The 18,133-nt window shown below is 57.2% G+C and carries 20 protein-coding genes; 8 read left to right on the forward strand and 12 right to left on the reverse strand.

Going from position 1 to position 18,133, the window contains the following annotated elements:
- Positions 1 to 122: 122 nt before the first annotated feature.
- The 3 genes from EH164_RS19165 (at position 123) to yjiA (ending at position 3,509) form a co-directional block, all read left to right on the forward strand.
- Complete coding sequence (locus EH164_RS19165; RefSeq protein WP_124969999.1) at positions 123 to 2,276, forward strand: carbon starvation CstA family protein; 2,154 nt, start codon at positions 123 to 125, stop codon at positions 2,274 to 2,276.
- Positions 2,277 to 2,338: 62 nt separating this feature from the next.
- Positions 2,339 to 2,542 (forward strand): YbdD/YjiX family protein, encoded by a 204-nt coding sequence (locus tag EH164_RS19170; RefSeq protein WP_054802764.1) that lies wholly within the window; start codon positions 2,339 to 2,341, stop codon positions 2,540 to 2,542.
- A 10-nt stretch (positions 2,543 to 2,552) separates the two neighbouring features.
- Positions 2,553 to 3,509: a GTPase gene (yjiA, locus tag EH164_RS19175; RefSeq protein ID WP_124970002.1), complete on the forward strand. Its 957-nt coding sequence runs from the start codon at positions 2,553 to 2,555 to the stop codon at positions 3,507 to 3,509.
- A gap of 451 nt (positions 3,510 to 3,960) precedes the next feature.
- Here the strand turns inward: yjiA and EH164_RS19180 are convergent, their stop codons facing one another.
- The gene (locus EH164_RS19180) at positions 3,961 to 5,331 is read right to left on the reverse strand and encodes an NAD-dependent succinate-semialdehyde dehydrogenase (protein ID WP_124970005.1); all 1,371 of its coding nucleotides are present in this window, start codon (positions 5,329 to 5,331) and stop codon (positions 3,961 to 3,963) included.
- A gap of 336 nt (positions 5,332 to 5,667) precedes the next feature.
- Here EH164_RS19180 and EH164_RS19185 point away from each other — a divergent pair, with 336 nt between their 5' ends.
- From EH164_RS19185 to EH164_RS19195, 3 genes are all read left to right on the forward strand, one after another.
- Positions 5,668 to 6,189, forward strand: coding sequence for a VOC family protein (locus EH164_RS19185; protein ID WP_124970008.1), 522 nt, complete (start codon positions 5,668 to 5,670; stop codon positions 6,187 to 6,189).
- Positions 6,190 to 6,293: 104 nt separating this feature from the next.
- The gene (locus EH164_RS19190) at positions 6,294 to 7,058 is read left to right on the forward strand and encodes an AraC family transcriptional regulator (RefSeq protein WP_124970010.1); all 765 of its coding nucleotides are present in this window, start codon (positions 6,294 to 6,296) and stop codon (positions 7,056 to 7,058) included.
- A 46-nt stretch (positions 7,059 to 7,104) separates the two neighbouring features.
- Positions 7,105 to 7,728 carry a LysE family translocator gene (locus EH164_RS19195; RefSeq protein WP_124970013.1) on the forward strand — a complete coding sequence of 208 codons (624 nt, stop codon included), beginning with the start codon at positions 7,105 to 7,107 and terminating at the stop codon, positions 7,726 to 7,728.
- Between the two features lie 4 nt (positions 7,729 to 7,732).
- Here EH164_RS19195 and EH164_RS19200 read toward each other — a convergent pair whose 3' ends face one another.
- The gene (locus tag EH164_RS19200; RefSeq protein ID WP_042714566.1) at positions 7,733 to 8,038 is read right to left on the reverse strand and encodes a type II toxin-antitoxin system YafQ family toxin; all 306 of its coding nucleotides are present in this window, start codon (positions 8,036 to 8,038) and stop codon (positions 7,733 to 7,735) included.
- Positions 8,025 to 8,297 (reverse strand): type II toxin-antitoxin system RelB/DinJ family antitoxin, encoded by a 273-nt coding sequence (locus EH164_RS19205; RefSeq protein ID WP_124970016.1) that lies wholly within the window; start codon positions 8,295 to 8,297, stop codon positions 8,025 to 8,027. The genes EH164_RS19200 and EH164_RS19205 overlap by 14 nt, the downstream gene beginning before the upstream one ends.
- An 85-nt stretch (positions 8,298 to 8,382) precedes the next feature.
- On the opposite strand from EH164_RS19205, the gene EH164_RS19210 reads away from it, so the two are divergent.
- Positions 8,383 to 9,663, forward strand: a complete 1,281-nt coding sequence (locus EH164_RS19210) for a DUF445 domain-containing protein (RefSeq protein WP_023480496.1) — start codon at positions 8,383 to 8,385, stop codon at positions 9,661 to 9,663.
- 95 nt (positions 9,664 to 9,758) lie between these two features.
- On the opposite strand, the gene EH164_RS19215 is transcribed toward EH164_RS19210, so the two are convergent.
- The 7 genes from EH164_RS19215 to EH164_RS19245 all read right to left on the reverse strand — a co-directional run bounded on the left by EH164_RS19215 (position 9,759) and on the right by EH164_RS19245 (position 14,959).
- A complete protein-coding gene (locus EH164_RS19215) occupies positions 9,759 to 10,823 on the reverse strand; it encodes a DUF2955 domain-containing protein (RefSeq protein ID WP_124970019.1) in 1,065 nt (354 codons plus the stop codon).
- Complete coding sequence (locus EH164_RS19220) at positions 10,813 to 11,880, reverse strand: HlyD family secretion protein (protein WP_124970022.1); 1,068 nt, start codon at positions 11,878 to 11,880, stop codon at positions 10,813 to 10,815. The genes EH164_RS19215 and EH164_RS19220 overlap by 11 nt, the downstream gene beginning before the upstream one ends.
- A gap of 4 nt (positions 11,881 to 11,884) precedes the next feature.
- On the reverse strand, positions 11,885 to 12,352 hold the full coding sequence (locus EH164_RS19225; protein WP_023480341.1) for a MarR family transcriptional regulator: 468 nt from the start codon (positions 12,350 to 12,352) through the stop codon (positions 11,885 to 11,887).
- A 99-nt stretch (positions 12,353 to 12,451) separates the two neighbouring features.
- Positions 12,452 to 12,868: a FosA family fosfomycin resistance glutathione transferase gene (locus EH164_RS19230; RefSeq protein WP_124970024.1), complete on the reverse strand. Its 417-nt coding sequence runs from the start codon at positions 12,866 to 12,868 to the stop codon at positions 12,452 to 12,454.
- Between the two features lie 90 nt (positions 12,869 to 12,958).
- Positions 12,959 to 14,002, reverse strand: coding sequence for a DUF1176 domain-containing protein (locus EH164_RS19235; protein ID WP_124970027.1), 1,044 nt, complete (start codon positions 14,000 to 14,002; stop codon positions 12,959 to 12,961).
- A 94-nt stretch (positions 14,003 to 14,096) separates the two neighbouring features.
- Complete coding sequence (locus tag EH164_RS19240; RefSeq protein WP_023480386.1) at positions 14,097 to 14,705, reverse strand: ATP-dependent Clp protease proteolytic subunit; 609 nt, start codon at positions 14,703 to 14,705, stop codon at positions 14,097 to 14,099.
- An 89-nt stretch (positions 14,706 to 14,794) separates the two neighbouring features.
- On the reverse strand, positions 14,795 to 14,959 hold the full coding sequence (locus EH164_RS19245; protein WP_076768952.1) for a DUF1127 domain-containing protein: 165 nt from the start codon (positions 14,957 to 14,959) through the stop codon (positions 14,795 to 14,797).
- A 175-nt stretch (positions 14,960 to 15,134) separates the two neighbouring features.
- On the opposite strand from EH164_RS19245, the gene EH164_RS19250 reads away from it, so the two are divergent.
- Complete coding sequence (locus tag EH164_RS19250) at positions 15,135 to 16,550, forward strand: PLP-dependent aminotransferase family protein (RefSeq protein ID WP_124970030.1); 1,416 nt, start codon at positions 15,135 to 15,137, stop codon at positions 16,548 to 16,550.
- 2 nt (positions 16,551 to 16,552) lie between these two features.
- On the opposite strand, the gene EH164_RS19255 is transcribed toward EH164_RS19250, so the two are convergent.
- Together EH164_RS19255 and EH164_RS19260 are read right to left on the reverse strand one after the other, a co-directional pair.
- Positions 16,553 to 17,059 (reverse strand): C40 family peptidase, encoded by a 507-nt coding sequence (locus EH164_RS19255; RefSeq protein WP_241174979.1) that lies wholly within the window; start codon positions 17,057 to 17,059, stop codon positions 16,553 to 16,555.
- Positions 17,060 to 17,237: 178 nt separating this feature from the next.
- Positions 17,238 to 17,930 carry a FliA/WhiG family RNA polymerase sigma factor gene (locus EH164_RS19260; protein WP_370277290.1) on the reverse strand — a complete coding sequence of 231 codons (693 nt, stop codon included), beginning with the start codon at positions 17,928 to 17,930 and terminating at the stop codon, positions 17,238 to 17,240.
- Positions 17,931 to 18,133 lie beyond the last annotated feature (203 nt).

Genomic DNA, 18,133 nt, shown 5'->3' on the forward strand with positions numbered 1-18,133 from the left:
TATAACCGCTCGGCAAAATCGCCCCCTTTCGCGCGCGTGATTTGCCATCATGGCGGGCAGCATTTGTCCTGTTTAACACCACACACGTCTCTTCCCTATTTCTGATAAAAACCAGGTCTGCTATGGATACAAAAAAACTCTTTAAGCACGTTCCGTGGGTCATCCTTGGGGTCATCGGTGCTTTTTGTCTGTCGGTCGTCGCGTTACGCAGGGGTGAGCATGTCAGCGCCCTGTGGATCGTGGTCGCCTCCGTCTCTGTTTATCTTGTTGCTTATCGTTACTACAGCCTCTACATCGCCCAGAAGGTGATGAAACTCGATCCAACCCGCGCCACACCTGCGGTGATTAATAACGACGGTCTTAACTACGTACCAACCAACCGCTATGTGCTGTTTGGTCACCACTTTGCCGCTATCGCCGGGGCCGGTCCGCTGGTCGGCCCGGTGCTTGCTGCGCAGATGGGCTATCTGCCCGGCACGCTCTGGCTGCTGGCAGGCGTCGTGCTGGCGGGAGCGGTGCAGGACTTTATGGTGCTGTTTATCTCTTCACGGCGTAACGGCGCGTCGCTGGGCGAGATGGTGAAAGAGGAGATGGGCCGCGTGCCGGGCACCATTGCCCTCTTCGGCTGCTTCCTGATCATGATTATCATCCTGGCGGTGCTGGCGCTGATTGTGGTGAAAGCGCTGGCAGAGAGCCCGTGGGGCGTCTTTACCGTCTGCTCAACGGTGCCGATTGCGCTGTTTATGGGCATCTATATGCGCTTCCTGCGCCCGGGCCGCGTCGGCGAAGTGTCGGTAATCGGCATTGTGCTGCTGGTGGCCTCAATCTGGATGGGCGGCGTGATTTCGCAAGACCCATACTGGGGCCCGGCGCTGACCTTTAAAGACACCACCATCACTTTTGCGCTGATTGGTTATGCCTTTATCTCTGCCCTGCTGCCGGTGTGGCTGATCCTCGCCCCGCGCGACTACCTGGCAACATTCCTGAAAATCGGCGTGATTGTCGGCCTGGCGCTGGGGATTGTGATCCTCAACCCGGAACTGAAGATGCCTGCGGTAACGCAGTATATCGACGGCACCGGCCCGCTGTGGAAAGGCGCGCTCTTCCCGTTCCTGTTTATTACCATCGCCTGCGGCGCGGTCTCCGGCTTCCATGCGCTGATCGCCTCCGGTACCACACCGAAGCTGCTGGCGAATGAGACCGACGCGCGCTTTATCGGTTATGGCGCGATGCTGATGGAGTCCTTTGTGGCGGTGATGGCGCTGGTCGCGGCCTCCATTATCGAACCGGGCCTCTATTTCGCCATGAACACGCCGCCTGCGGGTCTTGGCATCACCATGCCAAACCTGCATGAGCTCGGCACTGCAAATGCGCCGATGATCATGGCGCAACTACAGGATGTCACCGCGCACGCCGCGGCGACGGTCAGCTCCTGGGGCTTTGTGATTTCGCCAGAGCAGATCCTGCAAACGGCGAAAGATATCGGTGAACCCTCCGTGCTTAACCGCGCGGGCGGCGCGCCGACGCTGGCCGTCGGTATCGCCCACGTGTTCCACAAAATCATTCCGATGGCGGATATGGGTTTCTGGTATCACTTCGGCATTCTGTTTGAAGCGCTGTTTATTCTGACCGCGCTGGATGCGGGCACCCGCGCAGGCCGCTTTATGCTGCAGGATCTGCTGGGTAACTTCGTGCCGTTCCTGAAGAAAACCGACTCGCTGGTTGCCGGTTTGGTGGGAACTGCCGGTTGCGTCGGCCTGTGGGGTTATCTGCTCTATCAGGGCGTGGTCGATCCGTTAGGCGGCGTGAAGAGTCTGTGGCCGCTGTTCGGTATCTCTAACCAGATGCTGGCCGCCGTGGCCCTGCTGCTCGGCACCGTAATCCTGGTGAAGATGCTGCGCACCAAATACATCTGGGTAACGGTCGTTCCCGCCACCTGGCTGCTGATCTGCACCACCTGGGCGCTCGGCCTGAAACTCTTTAGCAGCAACCCGCAACTGGAAGGCTTCCTCTACATGGCTAACCAGTACAAAGCGAAGATTGCCGCGGGCGGCAGCGAGCTGAGCGCAGAGCAGATTGCCAACATGAACCATATCGTGGTGAACAACTACACCAACGCCGGGTTAAGCATTCTGTTCCTCGTGGTGGTTTACAGCATCATCTTTTACGGCATCAAAACGTGGCTCCAGGTACGCAATAACACCACGCGCACCGATAAAGAGACGCCGTATGTGCCGGTGCCGGAAGGCGGCGTCAAAACCTCTTCGCACCATTAATCTCAACCCTGTGCCGGAGCGGGCTCGCCCCTCTCCGGCATTACCAATATCTGGAGGCGCGAATGTTTGGTAACTTAGGCCAGGCTAAAAAGTACCTCGGGCAGGCGGCAAAAATGCTGATTGGTATTCCGGACTATGACAACTATGTTGATCATATGAAAACCAACCATCCCGATACGCCCTATATGACCTACGAAGAGTTTTTCCGCGAGCGTCAACAGGCGCGTTACGGCGGCGATGGCAAAGGCGGCGTCCGCTGTTGTTAAAGGAGAGTTCATGACACCTGTTGCAGTTACCCTGCTGACCGGCTTTCTCGGTGCAGGCAAAACCACCCTCTTGCGCTACATCCTTAATGCACAACACGGCTATCAGATTGCGGTTATCGAAAATGAGTTCGGCGAGGTCTCCGTTGACGATCAGCTGATTGGCGATCGCGCCACGCAGATCAAAACCCTGACTAATGGCTGCATCTGCTGTAGCCGCTCGAATGAGCTGGAAGATGCGTTGTTGGATCTGCTCGACGGTCTTGATCGCGGCGATCTTCATTTTGATCGGTTAGTGATCGAGTGCACCGGCATGGCCGATCCCGGCCCGATCATTCAGACCTTCTTCTCTCATGAGATCCTCTGCCAGCGCTACCTGCTCGACGGCGTAATTGCGTTGGTCGATGCGGTGCATGCCGATGAGCAGATGAACCAGTTCACGCTGGCGCAATCGCAGGTCGGTTATGCGGATCGTATTCTGCTGACCAAAACCGATGTCGCGCCGGATAACGCGGCGCTGCGCGAACGTCTAGCCCGCATCAATGCCCGCGCGCCCATCTACACCGTGACCCACGGCGATATCGATCTGGCGCTGCTGTTTAATACCAGCGGTTTTATGCTCGAAGAGAACGTGGTCGCTGCCAAACCGCGCTTCCACTTTATGGCCGATAAGCAGAACGATATCAGCTCAATTGTGGTGGAGCTCGATTACCCGGTGGATATCAGCGAGGTATCAAGGGTGATGGAGAACCTGCTGCTGAGCTTTGCGGAGAAGCTGCTGCGCTACAAAGGGATGCTGTGGATCGACGGCGAGCCGAACCGCCTGTTATTCCAGGGCGTGCAGCGCCTCTACAGCGCGGACTGGGATCGCCCGTGGGGCGACGAAACGCCGCACAGTACGCTGGTGTTTATCGGCGTGCAGCTGCCAGAGGAAGAGATCAGAGCGGCGTTTGCCGGGCTGAAAAAGTAACTGCCTGATGGCGCTACGCTTATCAGGCCTACAAAAACACAGCAGCACGTACGTACGCCGGATAAGGCAACGCCGCCATCCGGCAAAACCGAATGGCGGCCCAAGATGGATATGAGGTCGTGCGTAGGCCGGATAAGCGCAAGCGCCATCCGGCAAAACGAATGGCGGCCCAAAATAGATATGGGGTTGCGCGTAGGCCGGATAAGGCAAAGCCGCCATCCGGCAAAACGAATGGCGGCCCACAATGGATATGAGGTCGTGCGTAGGCCGGATAAGCGCAAGCGCCATCCGGCAAAACGAATGGCGGCCCAAAATGGATATGAGGTCGTGCGTAGGCCGGATAAGGCAAAGCCGCCATCCGGCAAAACCGAATGGCGGCACACAATGGATATGGGGTTGCGCGTAGGCCGGATAAGCGCAAGCGCCATCCGGCAAACGATGCCAGCTACGGCTATTGACGCACCACCACCAGCTTCTGGTTCACAAACTCTTTGATCCCCAGATCCGACAGCTCACGCCCAAAGCCCGAACGTTTCACCCCGCCGAACGGCAGCTCCGCCGCAGTATCGGTCAGCCAGTTGATGTATACCATCCCGGTTTCAATCCGCGACGCCATCTCTTTCGCCCGCTCAATATCGCGGCTGAAGATCGCCCCGCCGAGTCCATAATGGGAGTCGTTCGCCAGGCGCACCGCCTCCTCATCGTCCTGCACCACATAAATCTGCGCCACCGGCCCGAAGAACTCTTCGAAATACGCCGGGTTGTCACGGGTAATGTGGGTCAGAATCGTCGGCTCAAAGAAGTTGCCTTCGCTGTTCGCCGGTTTACCGCCGAAGTGGAGTTTTGCCCCCTTCTGCACCGCTTCGCTCACCTGTTTGCTGAGGGTTTCCAGCGCATCTTTCGACGACAATGGCCCAAGCGTGGTGCTCTCATCAAGCGGGTCGCCCATCTTCACCTGCTGGAAAGCGTCAGTGAACTGGCGCAGGAACTGATCCGCCACCTTCTGGTGCACGATAAAGCGTTTTGCCGCCGTACAGACCTGCCCGGCGTTAGCCAGACGCGCCTGCACACCGGTTTTCACCGCCTTCTCCAGATCGGCATCGTCGAGCACGATAAAGACATCGTTACCGCCCAGTTCGAGGGTCGATTTTTTAATGTGCTTCGCCGCCTGCGACGCCACTGCGCTACCCGCTTTTTCCGAGCCGGTCAGGGCTGCGCCCTGTACACGTGGGTCGGCGATAATCGCCGAGACCTGATCGGAAGAGATAAACAGGTTGGTCCATGCCCCTTCCGGCGCACCCGCTTCACGCACCAGATGGGCGAAGGCTTCGGCGCAGTGCGGCACAATGCTGGCGTGCTTACAAATTACCGGGTTACCGGCAGCCAGGTTCGGGGCCAGCACGCGAATGAGCTGGTAGTATGGGAAGTTCCACGGCTCGACCGCCATGATGATGCCGATCGGATGGTGCTCAACCCAGGCATCACCCAGTTCGGTGTCATATTTCACCGGGGCGAGGAATTTTTTCGCGTTATCCGCATAGTAACGGGCGATCTGCGCACAGATCTGCACCTCGCTACGGCTCTGGGCAATCAGTTTCCCCATCTCCTGGGTGGCGATTTTTGCCAGCTCCTCCTGATGGCTCTCCAGCAGGTCAGCCAGTTTATGCAGTACCGGCAGCCGCTGGTCGATGCTCCCTTTTGCCCACCCGGAGTGGTAAAGGGCGTCAGCCTGGCGCAGCGTCGCCTCAATATCGGCATCGCTATGGTTCGGATACTCTTTAATCAGCTGATTGTTGAAAGGATTCACTGTCTGGTAAGCCATATGGGTCTCCTTAATTTACCGCTTAGGGTAATAAGGGTAGTAAAGCGTCAGGAGGCGTGAAGTAAAGTTGAGTATATCCGGAGTGTTCTTATGTTTCATTTAGCGTGATATTTTTGCCAGCAGGAAATATAAAAATGACGAAATTAATTAATAACCAACAAGTTACATTATTTATCAAGTAACCAAACCTTATTTAACCCTGTAATATTTCTGGATAAGTAAATAAATGCTCTTTCCTGTCAATTTTTGTTCAATTAAAGCTTAATTAACGCCGCTTTATTTCCAGCGCGCCTGCATCCGCTATGCTTAATACCAGACAAATAACAGGAGGAAAATATGCAGCAGAGCGTTCGCGGAATTGATCATATTGGTATTACCGTGCCGGATATAAAAGCCGCTACCCGTTTTCTTACCGAGGCATTAGGTGCGGAGCTGATTTACCAGTCCGTGGCACCGGAAGATGAGGATATTGATAGCGAAGCGCAACAAAAGACGCTGCGGCTGGTGCCGGGCACGGTGATCAAAGCGGTCAGCATGCTCAAGCTGCAACATGGGCCGGGTATTGAGCTGTTTGAAATGCAGGGGCCTTCGCAACGTGAACCGCTGCGGGCGAACGACTTTGGCCTGCAACACTTTGCGGTCTATGTCGACGATATCGACGCCGCGCTGAAACAGTTTGCCGATGCCGGTGGCGAAGTCTTTACCGGGCCGCAGCCGCTCGGTTTCCCGACCGAAAAGGGCGACGGCAACTGTTTTTGCTATGGCCGCACACCGTGGGGCAGCATCGTCGAATTTATCGCTTACCCGACGCCGATGCCCTACGAGCGCGATACGCCGCTGCGCCGCTGGAAACCGTGACGATTAACCCGCGCCCACCATATGTGGCGGCTTTTGCATAACGCGTTTCACGTTACCTGATGCGCTGTGTTATACCGGAAAACCGCTCCAGACCGAGATGACGAATAGCCGTGACTCGCGATATCGCACAAACCTTTTGCCGCTCCGCGGCGCTGCCCGGCGTGGAGCTGCGCAGCACCCGCAACAGCACGCAGGCCTATAAGCGCCACCGCCACGCGGAGCTCTCCATCGGTGCGATTATCGACGGCCAGACCCGCTGCGTCTGCCACCAGCAGGAGTACCTGCTGCGGCCAGGCGATCTGATTGTGATTCCAGCCCTGACGCCGCATAGCTGCAACCCGCTTGCCGGGCAGCCGCGCAGCTACCATATGCTCTATCTGGCAGATGAAAACCGCGCCCGGCAGGTGATTCGCGATCCGCAGTTGTTCGAACACTTCCTGCATATTGTCGCGCTGATGGAGAACAACCAGACGCAGCCATTACCGGATGCCATCAGGGCTTTGCTCACCGCCTTACCGAATGTGCCTGACGATGAACCACTCCGCGCGATCAGCAAGCAGGTGCAGATGGCATTGCAGGAGAATTTGCAGCAGCCGCCGACGCTGGATGCGCTGGCCCACGCCTTTTCACTGCGCAAAGAGACGCTGATCCGCACCTTCAAGCGTGACACCGGTTTAACGCCCGGCAGCTTTCTTAACCTCGCCCGCGTCGAGTTTGCCAAAAGCCGGCTGCGCGCCGGGGATAAGCTGGCAGATGTCGGCTACCAGAGCGGTTTTGCCGACCAGAGCCACTTCCATAAAACCTTTGTCAGCTACACCGCCGCCACGCCGCGCCAGTACGCGCAGGGATCAATATCAGACAATAAATAGCGCCGCGCAGCGGCTATGGTGACCGCAATGTTTATGCGAGGTCACTATGGATATCTTTCCCGCCGCTTTTCCCGCTCTGGCGCTGGCGCATTTTGTCGCGCTGCTCAGCCCCGGCCCGGACTTTTTCCTGCTGATAGGTTACGCCATTCGTTACCGCCTGCGCGGCAGCGCCGGGCTCTGCCTCGGCATCGCTTTTGGTAACGCGCTCTATATTCTGCTGGTGATTATCGGGGCCAGCGCGCTGCGCCACTACAGCGGTCTGTTTACCGCCATTGAACTGCTCGGCGCGCTTTATCTGCTGTGGATTGGCTCACACCTGGTGCGCAGCCGCCCGCAAACGCTGGCGCTGGATGAGACGCGTCAGCGCTGCCCCGGCATCGGTAAACAGTTTTTACTTGGCCTCGGCTCGGCGCTTCTCAACCCGAAAAACGCCCTCTTCTACCTGGCGCTGATGACCGCCCTGCTCGGCCCGGATGTGACGCTACTGCAACAATCGGCCAGCGGGATCTGGATGGTGATGGTGGTACTGCTGTGGGATTTAGCGCTGGTCAGCCTGATTGGCCTGCCTGCGCTGCAACGGCGTCTGAGCCGCAGCATCTGCTGGATAGAGCGCATCGCGGGCGTAGTGCTGATGGTGTTTGGCGGGTGGATCTTATGGAAAACCCTGTAAAGCGTTATTCGAATAGCTCGGCATGGGTACCCAAATCGGTGAATACCACCAGATGCTTTTCATCATCAAGGCGATAGACCAGCAGATAGTCGCCGCCGATATGCAGTTCGCGAAACCCCTGCATATTTCCGGTTAAAGCATGATCGTTATATTGAGCGGGAAGCGGGTTGCCGGAGAGCACCATCGACATGATAGCTGCCGTCTCATGCATATCCCGGCGTCCCGCTTTGTTGTATCGCTCCCAGGCCTTCACAAAGGTTTTGGTGTAATCGGAGCGGAATGGCAGGCGCGCGCGTTTACTCTTTCCCATCGTTTAAGCTGTCCATTAGCTGTTCAACACTCTCAAAGCGTCCCTGCTTTTGCGCGGCGATCTCTTCGGCCTCTCTCATTGCGTTACGTAACCGGGCGGTTGGTTTCGTACTGATTTCAAAGGGTATCCCTTCGTTTTTAACAATTTGCTCAGCAAACAGACGTATCGCCGTGCTCCAGTTGAGGCCGCAATTTTCAAGCACCAGCCCGGCGCGTGCTTTAAGTTCGCTGTCGATACGCGATCGGATAACAGAATCCATATAACCTCCTGTGTATTTGTGGGCACAGTGTAGCTACAAAATTGATTCTTTGCACCTTCGCCTCGTCTCGCTCTATGCTTATCAGATGGAAAAATTAGCTGAACTGAAGCGCGCCAAACGACTGGCGCTGTCGCTGCTGCTGGTCGCCGCCGCGGTATTTGTTACCACTCTCTTTCTGCCGCCGAACTTCTGGGTGAGCGGGGTCAAAGCCATTGCCGAAGCGGCGATGGTCGGCGCGCTGGCCGACTGGTTTGCGGTGGTGGCGCTGTTTCGCCGCGTACCGCTGCCGTTTATCTCCCGCCATACGGCGATTATTCCGCGCAATAAAGACCGGATTGGCGACAATCTCGGTCAGTTTGTGCAGGAGAAGTTTCTGGATACCCAATCGCTGGTGGCGCTGATTCAGCGGCATCAGCCCGCGCAGATGATCGGCGTCTGGTTCAGCCAGCCGGAGAACGCGCAGCGCGTCGGCACGCATCTGTTGCAAGTGATGAGCGGCTTTCTCGAGATGACCGATGACAGCCGTATTCAGCGGCTGATCCGCCGGGCGGTGCATAAAGCGATCGATAAAGTCGACTTAACGCAAACCAGCGCCCTGATGCTGGAGAGCCTGACGCGTAATAATCGCCATCAGAAACTGCTGGATACGTTGATTACTCAGTTGATTGCGCTGTTACAGCGGGAGAGTACGCGCACCTTTATTGCCCGCCAGGTGGTGCACTGGCTGGAGACCGACCATCCGGTGAAAGCGAAAGTGCTGCCGAAAGAGTGGCTGGGGGAGCAGAGCGCGGCGCTGGTCTCCGATGCCGTCAACTCTCTGCTGGATGATATCAATGCCGATCGCACGCACCAGATCCGCCAGGCGTTCGATCGCGCGACGATGAAACTGATCGCTAACCTGAAAAGCGATCCGGAGATGGCGGAGCGCGCGGAAAACATCAAAGAGTATCTGAAGAACGATGAGGCCTTTAACCGCTACGTCGGCGAGATGTGGGGCGATCTGCGCAACTGGATGAAAGCGGATATGCAGTCTGACGATTCAAAGATGCAAAAGCGCATCAGCGAAGCCGGGCTGTGGTTTGGCGAAACGCTGCTGGCGGACGGCGCGCTGCGCGCCTCGCTTAACGAGCACCTCGAGCAGGCGGCCCATCGCGTAGCACCGGAGTTTTCGGCTTTCCTGACGCGTCATATTAGCGACACGGTGAAGAGCTGGGATGCGCGGGATATGTCTTACCAGGTGGAGCTGAATATCGGCAAGGATCTGCAATTTATCCGCATTAACGGCACGCTGGTCGGCGGCTGTATCGGCCTGATTTTGTACCTCTTGTCGCAGATCCCGGCGCTCTTAAACCTCTCTGCCCTGTGAGTTGCCGGATGGCGGCTTACGCCTTATCCGGCCTACAAAAGCACCCTGCACGCGAATCGTAGGCCGGATAAGCGCAGCGCCATCCGGCAATGGGTTCACTCCTCAATCACAAACCGTGTCGCTTCAAAGCGGTTCAAAATCAGGTGCACCAGATAAACCATCGTAAGCGTCACCACCAGCGAAACGGTGACGGAGACAATACGATACAAATCACTGAACACCAGGTCGGTGTCCGGATGCAGGTTCTGGCCAAACATAATGCCGATGGTGGTGACGCTGGCGAAACCGACGCCTGCCCCCACCTTCTCCATCACATGCAGCCGCGCGCTAAACGCCAGCCCAAGGCCGATCAGCGGCATCATCAACAGCATATGGCTGCTGTGGTTATAGAGAATCAGCTGCACCAGCAGGATATAGAGACACGCCAGCACTACGCCCACCACGCGCCACAAAGAACTCAACACCGACCCGCGATAGTGCATCGGAAAGAGGATCAAAATCCCCGCCATCAATGCCGAAAGGGAATCGCTCAAATCGCTCATCTGGAAGACAACAAAAATCATCGTCGCCACCGTGCCGGAGAGCAGCGATTCGTGGCGCACCCGCGCGGCATTTTTCTCAATCAGCGGCGGGCGGGTGCGCGGCTCGACGTCCGGCAGCAGAAAGTGCATCAGCGCACTAAGGGCGACGGCCATAATACTGGCCTCAATATTGGAAAAGAGCAGCGTATGCCAGTCGCTCGACGGGTAGCTCATAAAGTTGAGCATCGTGCTCTGGCACACCACGCCGGTAGAACCAAAGAGAAACAGCGGGCCTTTGCTCATAAAGCGAAAACGCATCACGTAGAGCCCAAACACCACCAGCGTCATGATCACCGGCCACTGCATCAGATAGCCGATGATAAACACCATTTCGATGCAGTTAATTACCGCGCTGAATACAAACTGTTTGGCGACATGGCGGTTAAAGACCGGCACCAGCGACAGCAGCATCACCGGGTAGATAACATAGAAGACGCCATACTGCGTGTTGTAAAAGCTCGACACGCTCAGGGCGATCATCCCGGAGAAAACGATGCGCAGCGTCTGGCGAAAATCATTCGCCGTGTAGACGATATTGCCGTGCGGCGTAAAGACGCGGGCCAGCGTGTTAATAGACATAGTGCAGCAGGCTTACCAGGCGGATTTGCAGCCCGGAGAAGAAGCGGGCGAAGATCCCTTCGCTGTTATAGAGCTGCACCGTGGCGCGTGCGCCGGTCGGCAACTCTTTTGGCAGCGGCTCATCCAGCGCCACATGGATACGCATACGCTGCGCATCGCGCACCCAGCGGTTGGAAGTTTCCGGCTCCGAAAGCTGGCCGTTTACCGCTTCCTGCCCGGCGAGTGTGCCCGCATCGCTGCTGGTGACATGCGCATGAAAAACCTGGCCCGGCAGCGCATCAAATACTACCGTCGCATCGGTGCCGACATGGGTATGGCGCAGGCTCTTTTCACGAAAATCGGCGACGATATCGCTCTTTTCATGCACAAGCGCCAGCGACGCGCCGCCCGCCTGGGCATAAAAACCGGGGCTGAGTTGCAGGTTGCTGACCGTGCCGTCTGCTTCGGCGCGCACCTGCGTCCAGCCAAGGTTCAGCTGCGCCTGTTGCAGGGCGTTGCGGTATTTTTGCAGCGTGACGTTATGCGCTTCATCACGTTCACCACGCTGAATGCGCAGCGCTTCAATGCTGGCGTTAAGGTTCGTCACCGACTGCTCGCTCCCCTGCCAGGTGGTGCGCACGTTATCGAGATCGGACTGCGAGACACTCTGCATTTTGCCGAGGCGCTGATAGCGCTCAAAGGTGACGCGATTATTCTGCGCCGTCAGTTGGGCAGTTTTCAGGCTCGCCTGCGCGGCAGCGATCTGCGCGTCGAGCTGTTGATTGGTCAAACGCGCCTGCGCCAGCGCAATCTCAGCGGCTTCAACCTGGTTTTCAAAGGGAGTCGCGTCGAGTCGGTAGAGCAGATCGCCGCGCTTCACCCGGCTGTTGTTCTGCACGTAGACCTCAGAAACATAGCCAGAGACGCGGGCGGAAACCGGCGTCACTACGCGCATCACGGTGGAGTCCGGCGTCAGCGGGATCCAGATATCGGCGACAATAAAATAGACAAACATCAGCAGGAAAGAGGCAATACTGACCCTTACCCAGCGGGCAAATTTTTGTTCAGGCGTCATCATTTTCTTATTCGGTTTTATTATCTTCTTCGCGCATCACGCGCAGATTACAGGCGAGTTGGCTCAGCGTGGCGCTGAACTTTTGTAGATCTTCCGCCGGGATACTCTTCGTCGCCCGCAGCTGGCAGGCTTCAATCACTTGCGTGATTTTCTCCAGCAGAGCACACCCTTTGGCGGTCAATTTCAGCAGGCGGATGCGCTTGTCGTACGGCGATGTCGTACGCGCAATCAACCCTTGAGTCTCCAGTTGGGCGAGCGTGCGCATCAGCGGCGGCAGCTCAATGCCCTGCACTTCCGCCAGCTCGCTGACCGAAATATTGTCCCCCAGTTGCTGCAACTGCATCAGCACCGTCCAGCTCGACTGAGTGATGCCGGTGTCGCGCAGGGCATGATCAATGGTTGCTCGCCACTGGCGCACCACCATTGCCATGCGCATTCCCAGCGGTCGGCGGGCAAACAGTTCATCTTCGGTCATTACATCCCCTCACATTAGCGGAGGGGCACGATAAAGGTTATCAGGGTAACTATCAAGAAACGGCGGGGCAAAGAGCATGGATTGTGAAAGGCGAGGAGGTCAATCAAAAAACACCATTCCCTTATAGGGCTTCGCGCGACAAGCCGCCAGACGCTGCGCCAGATTGCCGACGTGTGCTTCCAGCTTGTGGCCGTCCGGGTCAAGGAAGTAGTACGACGCCCCTTCGCTTTTGTTCACCTTCCAGCTCACCACGCCCGCCTGCTCCAGCCGGGTGATAAACGCCGCCAGTTCGCCCTCGTCAATGCTGAAGGCGTAATGGGTGTAATCGCTTTGATCGGCAGGAACAACCCGGCGCGCCTCATCGACGGAGAGACAAATCCAGATATCGCCGCAGGTGAGATACGCGCCGTTATCCCAGCGCGCATGCAGCTTCAGGCCGAGCAAATGATGGTAGAAATCAACGCTGCGCGCCAGGTCGCTGACCGCAAGCGTAAGGTGGTTAAGGGTAGTTAACATAGGCGTACTCACTGTTGCGAAAGCCGTTGGGGATGAAAGAGAAGAACACCGCCGCGCTTCACGCAACCTGTCCCGGCGGTGCTCAGAGGGTTATTTCGCGGCTTTCACCTCGGCGACAAACTCGGGGAGATCCCAGGCACCGCCCGCGCGAATGCCGCGGCACAGGCCGGTAGTGCTTCCGCTGCTCTTACGAAACGCTTCGCCGTCCCACACCCACTCGGCTGATGCCCAGCAGTCGCCAATCCCGCGCCCGCGCTGAGCGAGAGTGATGGCACCGTCGCTGTAGTCCGTTCCCGAGCTGGTGATGAACTGCGGTTTCTCTTTCAGGGCATTGTCGACTAGCCAGTAGCCATACCCTTCGTTGTAGGCAGCACGCCAGCAGAGTGTGGACACCAGGCCATGTTTTGCGTCCAGCGGCGTCAGGGTGAGATCATTTTCGCCCTTGATCACCTCCTCTTCCGGGCTGGAGAGCCGGCCACAGTCATCATCTTTAGCGATGGCCGCCAGCAGCCGGGGCGTGAGTTCTTTTGCTTCAGCGGCACTCAGGGCGCGCGCGTTTTCCTTGCTGACCGGCGCGGCCAGGATCACCGGAGCGGGGATCGCAGCGGTAACCGAGGTTTCGGGCTTATTGCCTTTTTTACTCAGTGCGCCCGGCGTGCCGACGCGCCCCTGCACATCGTCAATCTTCAGCAGCGCGGCAGACGCGCCGTCGCCTGAGAGCACAAACGGTTTCGCACCGCCTTTAAAGACCACCTTGCCGCTGCCCTTCACCGCAGCAATCATCTGCGCTGCCTGCTCGTCCGTCAGACGCCAGGTGTCGTTATCGCCGGGGGTTAACGCCCCGAGGGATTTACCGTTAATCCACAGCGCCAGCTTCGGCGGCGGTTCACTGCCATCCATATCTGCCAGCACCACCTGCACGGAAACCGGCGTCTGCGGCCCCGCTTTACGGGTGATCAACACCGAGCCGGAGGCATCCTCTTCCGTGCTGTAACCCGCAGCGCGGCAGGTCAGGGTGTTATCGCACACCACTTGCCAGTCTTTATGTTCGAACGAGACGCTGGCAGGTGCCGACAGCGCGGGAAGGCTCAGGGTCGCTGCGGTTATCAGCGCCGCGGTGATACTTTTTTTCATGCCATCACTCCATTGAGAAAGGCGTCAGGGGTGCGAAACAGAATCAGGAAAATGATGAGGCGAGAGAGTTCCCGCCTCAGAAAAGCACAGTCGATTAGTCGAGGTTGAGATCGGCGTAGGAGTTGACCACGCGGGAGACAATGCCGTAATCCATCGCTTCTTTAGTGTTCATCCAGAAGTTGCGATCGGTGTCCTGCTTCACTTTCTCCACCGGCTGGCCGGTCGCGTCAGCAATCATGCGGTTCACACGCTCAAGGGTACGGATGATCTCTTTGGCTTCGATTTCGATATCGCTCGCCTGACCACGCACGCCGCCCAGCGGCTGGTGGATCATAAAGCGGGTGTTCGGCAGCGAGTAGCGATGCTCTTTTTTCGCCGCGAGGAAGATGGTGATCCCGGCGCTGGCGACCCAGCCGGTGCCGATGATGTGCACTTCCGGAGTGATGAATTTGATCATGTCGTGGATGGTATCTGCCGCTTCGACATGGCCGCCCTGGCTGTTGAGATAGATTTTGATCGGCGCATCGCTGATGCCCTGTAACAGCAGAAGCTGGGTTACCACTTTCTCAGTCAGCGCCTGGTTGATCTCACCGGAGATGATGATCGAACGCGCATCCAGCAGTTTCTGCTGCATCAGCTGGCTGGCATTGCCCGCTTCTTTCTCTTTTTTGTCGTCATCATCGTGGTTAGTAATAAAATGCATGGGCTCTCTCCCTTCAGGTTATGGAGCTAAGCATAGCCCAACGCAGGGTGGGCGGGAACCACCAGATATTTCCAGCGCCCGTTTTGCCTTCAGCTTATATCGCTGCGTCTTAGTCCCATATCCCTTAACTGTTCGTCACTCAGCCTGCGCAGTTCGCGTCGGGTTTTCGCCAACAGGTGCCAGCGCCGCAGCTGGCGCCAGAGTAAAACAAACCCGGAAAACGGGCGCCGTGGTCGATTTTCGAAAAATTCCATGTTGCTCTCCTCGCCTGAAAAGAGCTCTATCTTCGCTGCGATCGCCCTGCACAATACAGACTCAGAAAATAGTTTTCTTTACCATACAGATGCCGTAAAAAGGGATCTGCACGCCGCTTTCTCGCCCGATCTGTACTGTTTTTCGCAACTGTATGGTGACTTTTTAGGATACAGCATGACCCGCTACCAACATCTGGCCACTTTGCTGGCAGAGCGCATTGAACACGGCTTATATCGCCACGGTGAAAAATTGCCTTCGGTGCGCAGCCTGAGCCAGGAGCATGGCGTCAGTATCAGCACCGTACAGCAGGCCTATCAGGTACTGGAGACGTTGCAGTTAATCACTCCGCAGCCGCGCTCCGGCTACTTTGTCGCGCCGCGCAAAGCCAAACCGCCGGTGCCGGCGATGTCGCGCCCGGTACAGCGCCCGGTTGACGTCACACAGTGGGATGAAGTGCTAACTCTGCTTGATGCGCGCACCGATAAAGAGATTGTCGCTTTCGGCGGCGGCGCACCGGACCTTAACCAGCCGACCCTCAAACCGCTGTGGAAAGAGATGAGCCGCATCGCGCAGCACCAGGTGATGGATGCACTCAGCTATGACCCCCTGCCCGGCCAGCAGGAGCTGCGCGAACAGATCGCCCGCCTGATGCTTGATGGTGGCACCTCGTTAAACGCCGAAGAGATTGTTATCACCGCGGGCTGCCACCCGGCGCTGTCACTGGCGCTGATGGCGGTCTGCGGCCCCGGCGATATTGTCGCCGTCGAGTCGCCCTGCTTCTACGGCACCATGCAGCTGCTGCGCGGGCTGGATATCAAAGCGATTGAAATTCCGACCGATCCGGAAACGGGGATCAGCATTGAAGCGCTGGAACTGGCGCTGGAGCAGTGGCCGATCAAAGGGGTGATCCTGGTGCCCAACTGCCAGAACCCGCTCGGGTTTGTCATGCCGGAAGCACGCAAAAAAGCGGCGCTGTCGCTGGCCCAGCGCCACGATATTGTCATTTTCGAGGATGATATTTATGGCGAGCTGGCCACCGATTATCCGCGCCCGAGCACCATCAAATCCTACGATATCGATGGCCGCGTGCTGCTCTGCAGTTCACTGACCAAAACCGTGGCACCGGGTCTGCGTATTGGCTGGATCGCGCCGGGGCGCTATCTGGATCGGGTGATCCATAAAAAATATGCCGCCATCGGCACCAACGTTCCCTCCACCCAACTGGCGGTAGCGGCGTTTATCCGTGACGGGCACTATCACCGCCACGTACGCCGGATGCGTCAGGTGTACCAGCAGCGGCTGGCGATCTACACCTGTTGGGTACGGCAATATTTTCCATGCAATATCTGCGTAACGCGCCCGCAAGGGGGATTTCTGCTGTGGGTCGAACTGCCGGAAAGCGTCGATATGGTCTGCGTTTCCCGCGCGCTCTGTCGCTTAAAAATTCAGATCGCACCCGGTTCGCTCTTTTCGGCTTCCGGCAAGTATCGCAACTGCCTGCGCCTCAACTGCGCCCTGCCGCCGGATGAAGAGAGACGGGAAGCGATCAAGCAGCTGGGCGCGGCGATCCACAATGCGCTGGAGGCGTAGCCTCAGAGAATCGCCTCGTTAGTCAGAATACGCCGCGCGCCGAGGTAGTGATCCTGCCAGTAATCATTGGTCAGGTTACTGATACGGATCTTCAGCCCGCTGCGCGGCGCTTCGATAAAGGTATTGTTGCCAAGATAGACGCCAACGTGATCCGCCGGGCCGCGCGTTTTACTGCGGAAGAACACCAGATCGCCGCGGCGAAGTTTATGGCGGGCTACTTTTTTCAGCCCCTTATCCCTGAACATCGCACGGGTGGTGCGCGGCAGTTTTCGATCCAACACTTTGTTATAGGCGTAGACCACCAGCCCGCTACAGTCGAACCCCCGCTGCGGTGAGACGCCGCCGCGCACGTAAGGTTTACCGAGCTGTTTCTCCAGGCGGTTCATCACCGTAAGTAACGATGCGCGAACGCGCGCTTTTCGCTGCGCCTGCTGATGCGCGGCAGTTGTCTGCGCATTCGTCTCAGACGCGGTTGATACTGGCTTCGCCGTGCGCGAGGGGGTTTGCACACACCCGGTTGCCAGCGACAGCACAAGAAGAGTAAAAAAAAGCCCCAAAAACCCTCGGAGCAAGCTCCGACTGGGGGCGACGATGGATGACAAAATCACAGCTTTCACAAGAACAACACATTTAAACCAACGAGTTAAACGTAAGCACCGGCTACAGCCAGCACCGCGGATAGCGCGTTTATTGACGAGTAAACGCCTGAACCTTCTGGGCAATCACTTTATTAAGCTGGCAAACACGCGCTTCCGATACGCCGATCACCTGCGCAATCTCTTTCAGGCTCAGTTCATGCTGGTAATAGAGCGCGAGGATCAGCTGCTCACGCTTGTCGAGGCTGGCTACCGCGCTGCGTAACGTGTAGGCGGGAAGCAGTTCATCCTCGAGCTGGCGGCTATAGAGCGCGCTGGCGTGCAGATCGCTCTCCAGCAGGTTATCCAGGCTCTCCAGCGCACTGGCCGAGTGCAGCAGCAGATATTGCTGCCAGGCTTCCGGCGTCACCGACAGCCGTTCACTCAGCTCCTCAAAGCGCGGCTCATACCCCAGCTCACGGGTGATCTCGCGGATCGCATCCGTCAGCTTATGCGTCTGTTGACGCAGCCTGCGCGGCCGCCAGTCCTGCTGGCGTAACTCATCCAGCACCGCGCCGCGAATACGCTGAATGGCGTAACCGGCGAACTGCGCGTCCGGCGGGCCATAGCGGCGCAGCGAGGCCAGCAACCCCATCAGGGCAATCTGCCGCATATCCTCTTTGCTCATTACGCTGCTGGTCTGCCAGCTGAACTGTTTGACGACTTTATGTACCAGCGGCAAATAATCACTGATATAACGCGCTTCATCAGCGGGATTTAAGGTTTTTGCGGCAGTTAAATTCATCATTTACATTACGTATGAGGAACAGCGGATAAAACAATTAATAAAAAGTTTCGGCAACACCTAATTAACAAAATGAGAAGAGAAGTAGCGAATAACTCACAAAAGCGCTCCTCAACGGCGTCAAACAATACACCACAAACCCGTTTTTTAATCCTTTGAAAAGCGGCAACTAATGAAATCACATGTAATTTACGCTTCGCCTT

The organism is Kosakonia sp. CCTCC M2018092 (assembly GCF_003864115.1).
GTDB lineage: Bacteria > Pseudomonadota > Gammaproteobacteria > Enterobacterales > Enterobacteriaceae > Kosakonia > Kosakonia cowanii.

What these genes read in the sequence shown, in the direction of transcription:
- EH164_RS19165 (WP_124969999.1), top strand. Translation starts at nt 123, where the DNA reads ATGGATACAAAAAAACTCTTTAAGCACGTTCCGTGGGTCATCCTTGGG.
- EH164_RS19170 (WP_054802764.1), top strand. Translation starts at nt 2,339, where the DNA reads ATGTTTGGTAACTTAGGCCAGGCTAAAAAGTACCTCGGGCAGGCGGCA.
- yjiA (WP_124970002.1), top strand. Translation starts at nt 2,553, where the DNA reads ATGACACCTGTTGCAGTTACCCTGCTGACCGGCTTTCTCGGTGCAGGC.
- EH164_RS19180 (WP_124970005.1), bottom strand. Translation starts at nt 5,331, where the DNA reads ATGGCTTACCAGACAGTGAATCCTTTCAACAATCAGCTGATTAAAGAG.
- EH164_RS19185 (WP_124970008.1), top strand. Translation starts at nt 5,668, where the DNA reads ATGCAGCAGAGCGTTCGCGGAATTGATCATATTGGTATTACCGTGCCG.
- EH164_RS19195 (WP_124970013.1), top strand. Translation starts at nt 7,105, where the DNA reads ATGGATATCTTTCCCGCCGCTTTTCCCGCTCTGGCGCTGGCGCATTTT.
- EH164_RS19200 (WP_042714566.1), bottom strand. Translation starts at nt 8,038, where the DNA reads ATGGGAAAGAGTAAACGCGCGCGCCTGCCATTCCGCTCCGATTACACC.
- EH164_RS19205 (WP_124970016.1), bottom strand. Translation starts at nt 8,297, where the DNA reads ATGGATTCTGTTATCCGATCGCGTATCGACAGCGAACTTAAAGCACGC.
- EH164_RS19210 (WP_023480496.1), top strand. Translation starts at nt 8,383, where the DNA reads ATGGAAAAATTAGCTGAACTGAAGCGCGCCAAACGACTGGCGCTGTCG.
- EH164_RS19215 (WP_124970019.1), bottom strand. Translation starts at nt 10,823, where the DNA reads ATGTCTATTAACACGCTGGCCCGCGTCTTTACGCCGCACGGCAATATC.
- EH164_RS19220 (WP_124970022.1), bottom strand. Translation starts at nt 11,880, where the DNA reads ATGATGACGCCTGAACAAAAATTTGCCCGCTGGGTAAGGGTCAGTATT.
- EH164_RS19225 (WP_023480341.1), bottom strand. Translation starts at nt 12,352, where the DNA reads ATGACCGAAGATGAACTGTTTGCCCGCCGACCGCTGGGAATGCGCATG.
- EH164_RS19230 (WP_124970024.1), bottom strand. Translation starts at nt 12,868, where the DNA reads ATGTTAACTACCCTTAACCACCTTACGCTTGCGGTCAGCGACCTGGCG.
- EH164_RS19235 (WP_124970027.1), bottom strand. Translation starts at nt 14,002, where the DNA reads ATGAAAAAAAGTATCACCGCGGCGCTGATAACCGCAGCGACCCTGAGC.
- EH164_RS19240 (WP_023480386.1), bottom strand. Translation starts at nt 14,705, where the DNA reads ATGCATTTTATTACTAACCACGATGATGACGACAAAAAAGAGAAAGAA.
- EH164_RS19245 (WP_076768952.1), bottom strand. Translation starts at nt 14,959, where the DNA reads ATGGAATTTTTCGAAAATCGACCACGGCGCCCGTTTTCCGGGTTTGTT.
- EH164_RS19250 (WP_124970030.1), top strand. Translation starts at nt 15,135, where the DNA reads ATGACCCGCTACCAACATCTGGCCACTTTGCTGGCAGAGCGCATTGAA.
- EH164_RS19260 (WP_370277290.1), bottom strand. Translation starts at nt 17,930, where the DNA reads ATGAATTTAACTGCCGCAAAAACCTTAAATCCCGCTGATGAAGCGCGT.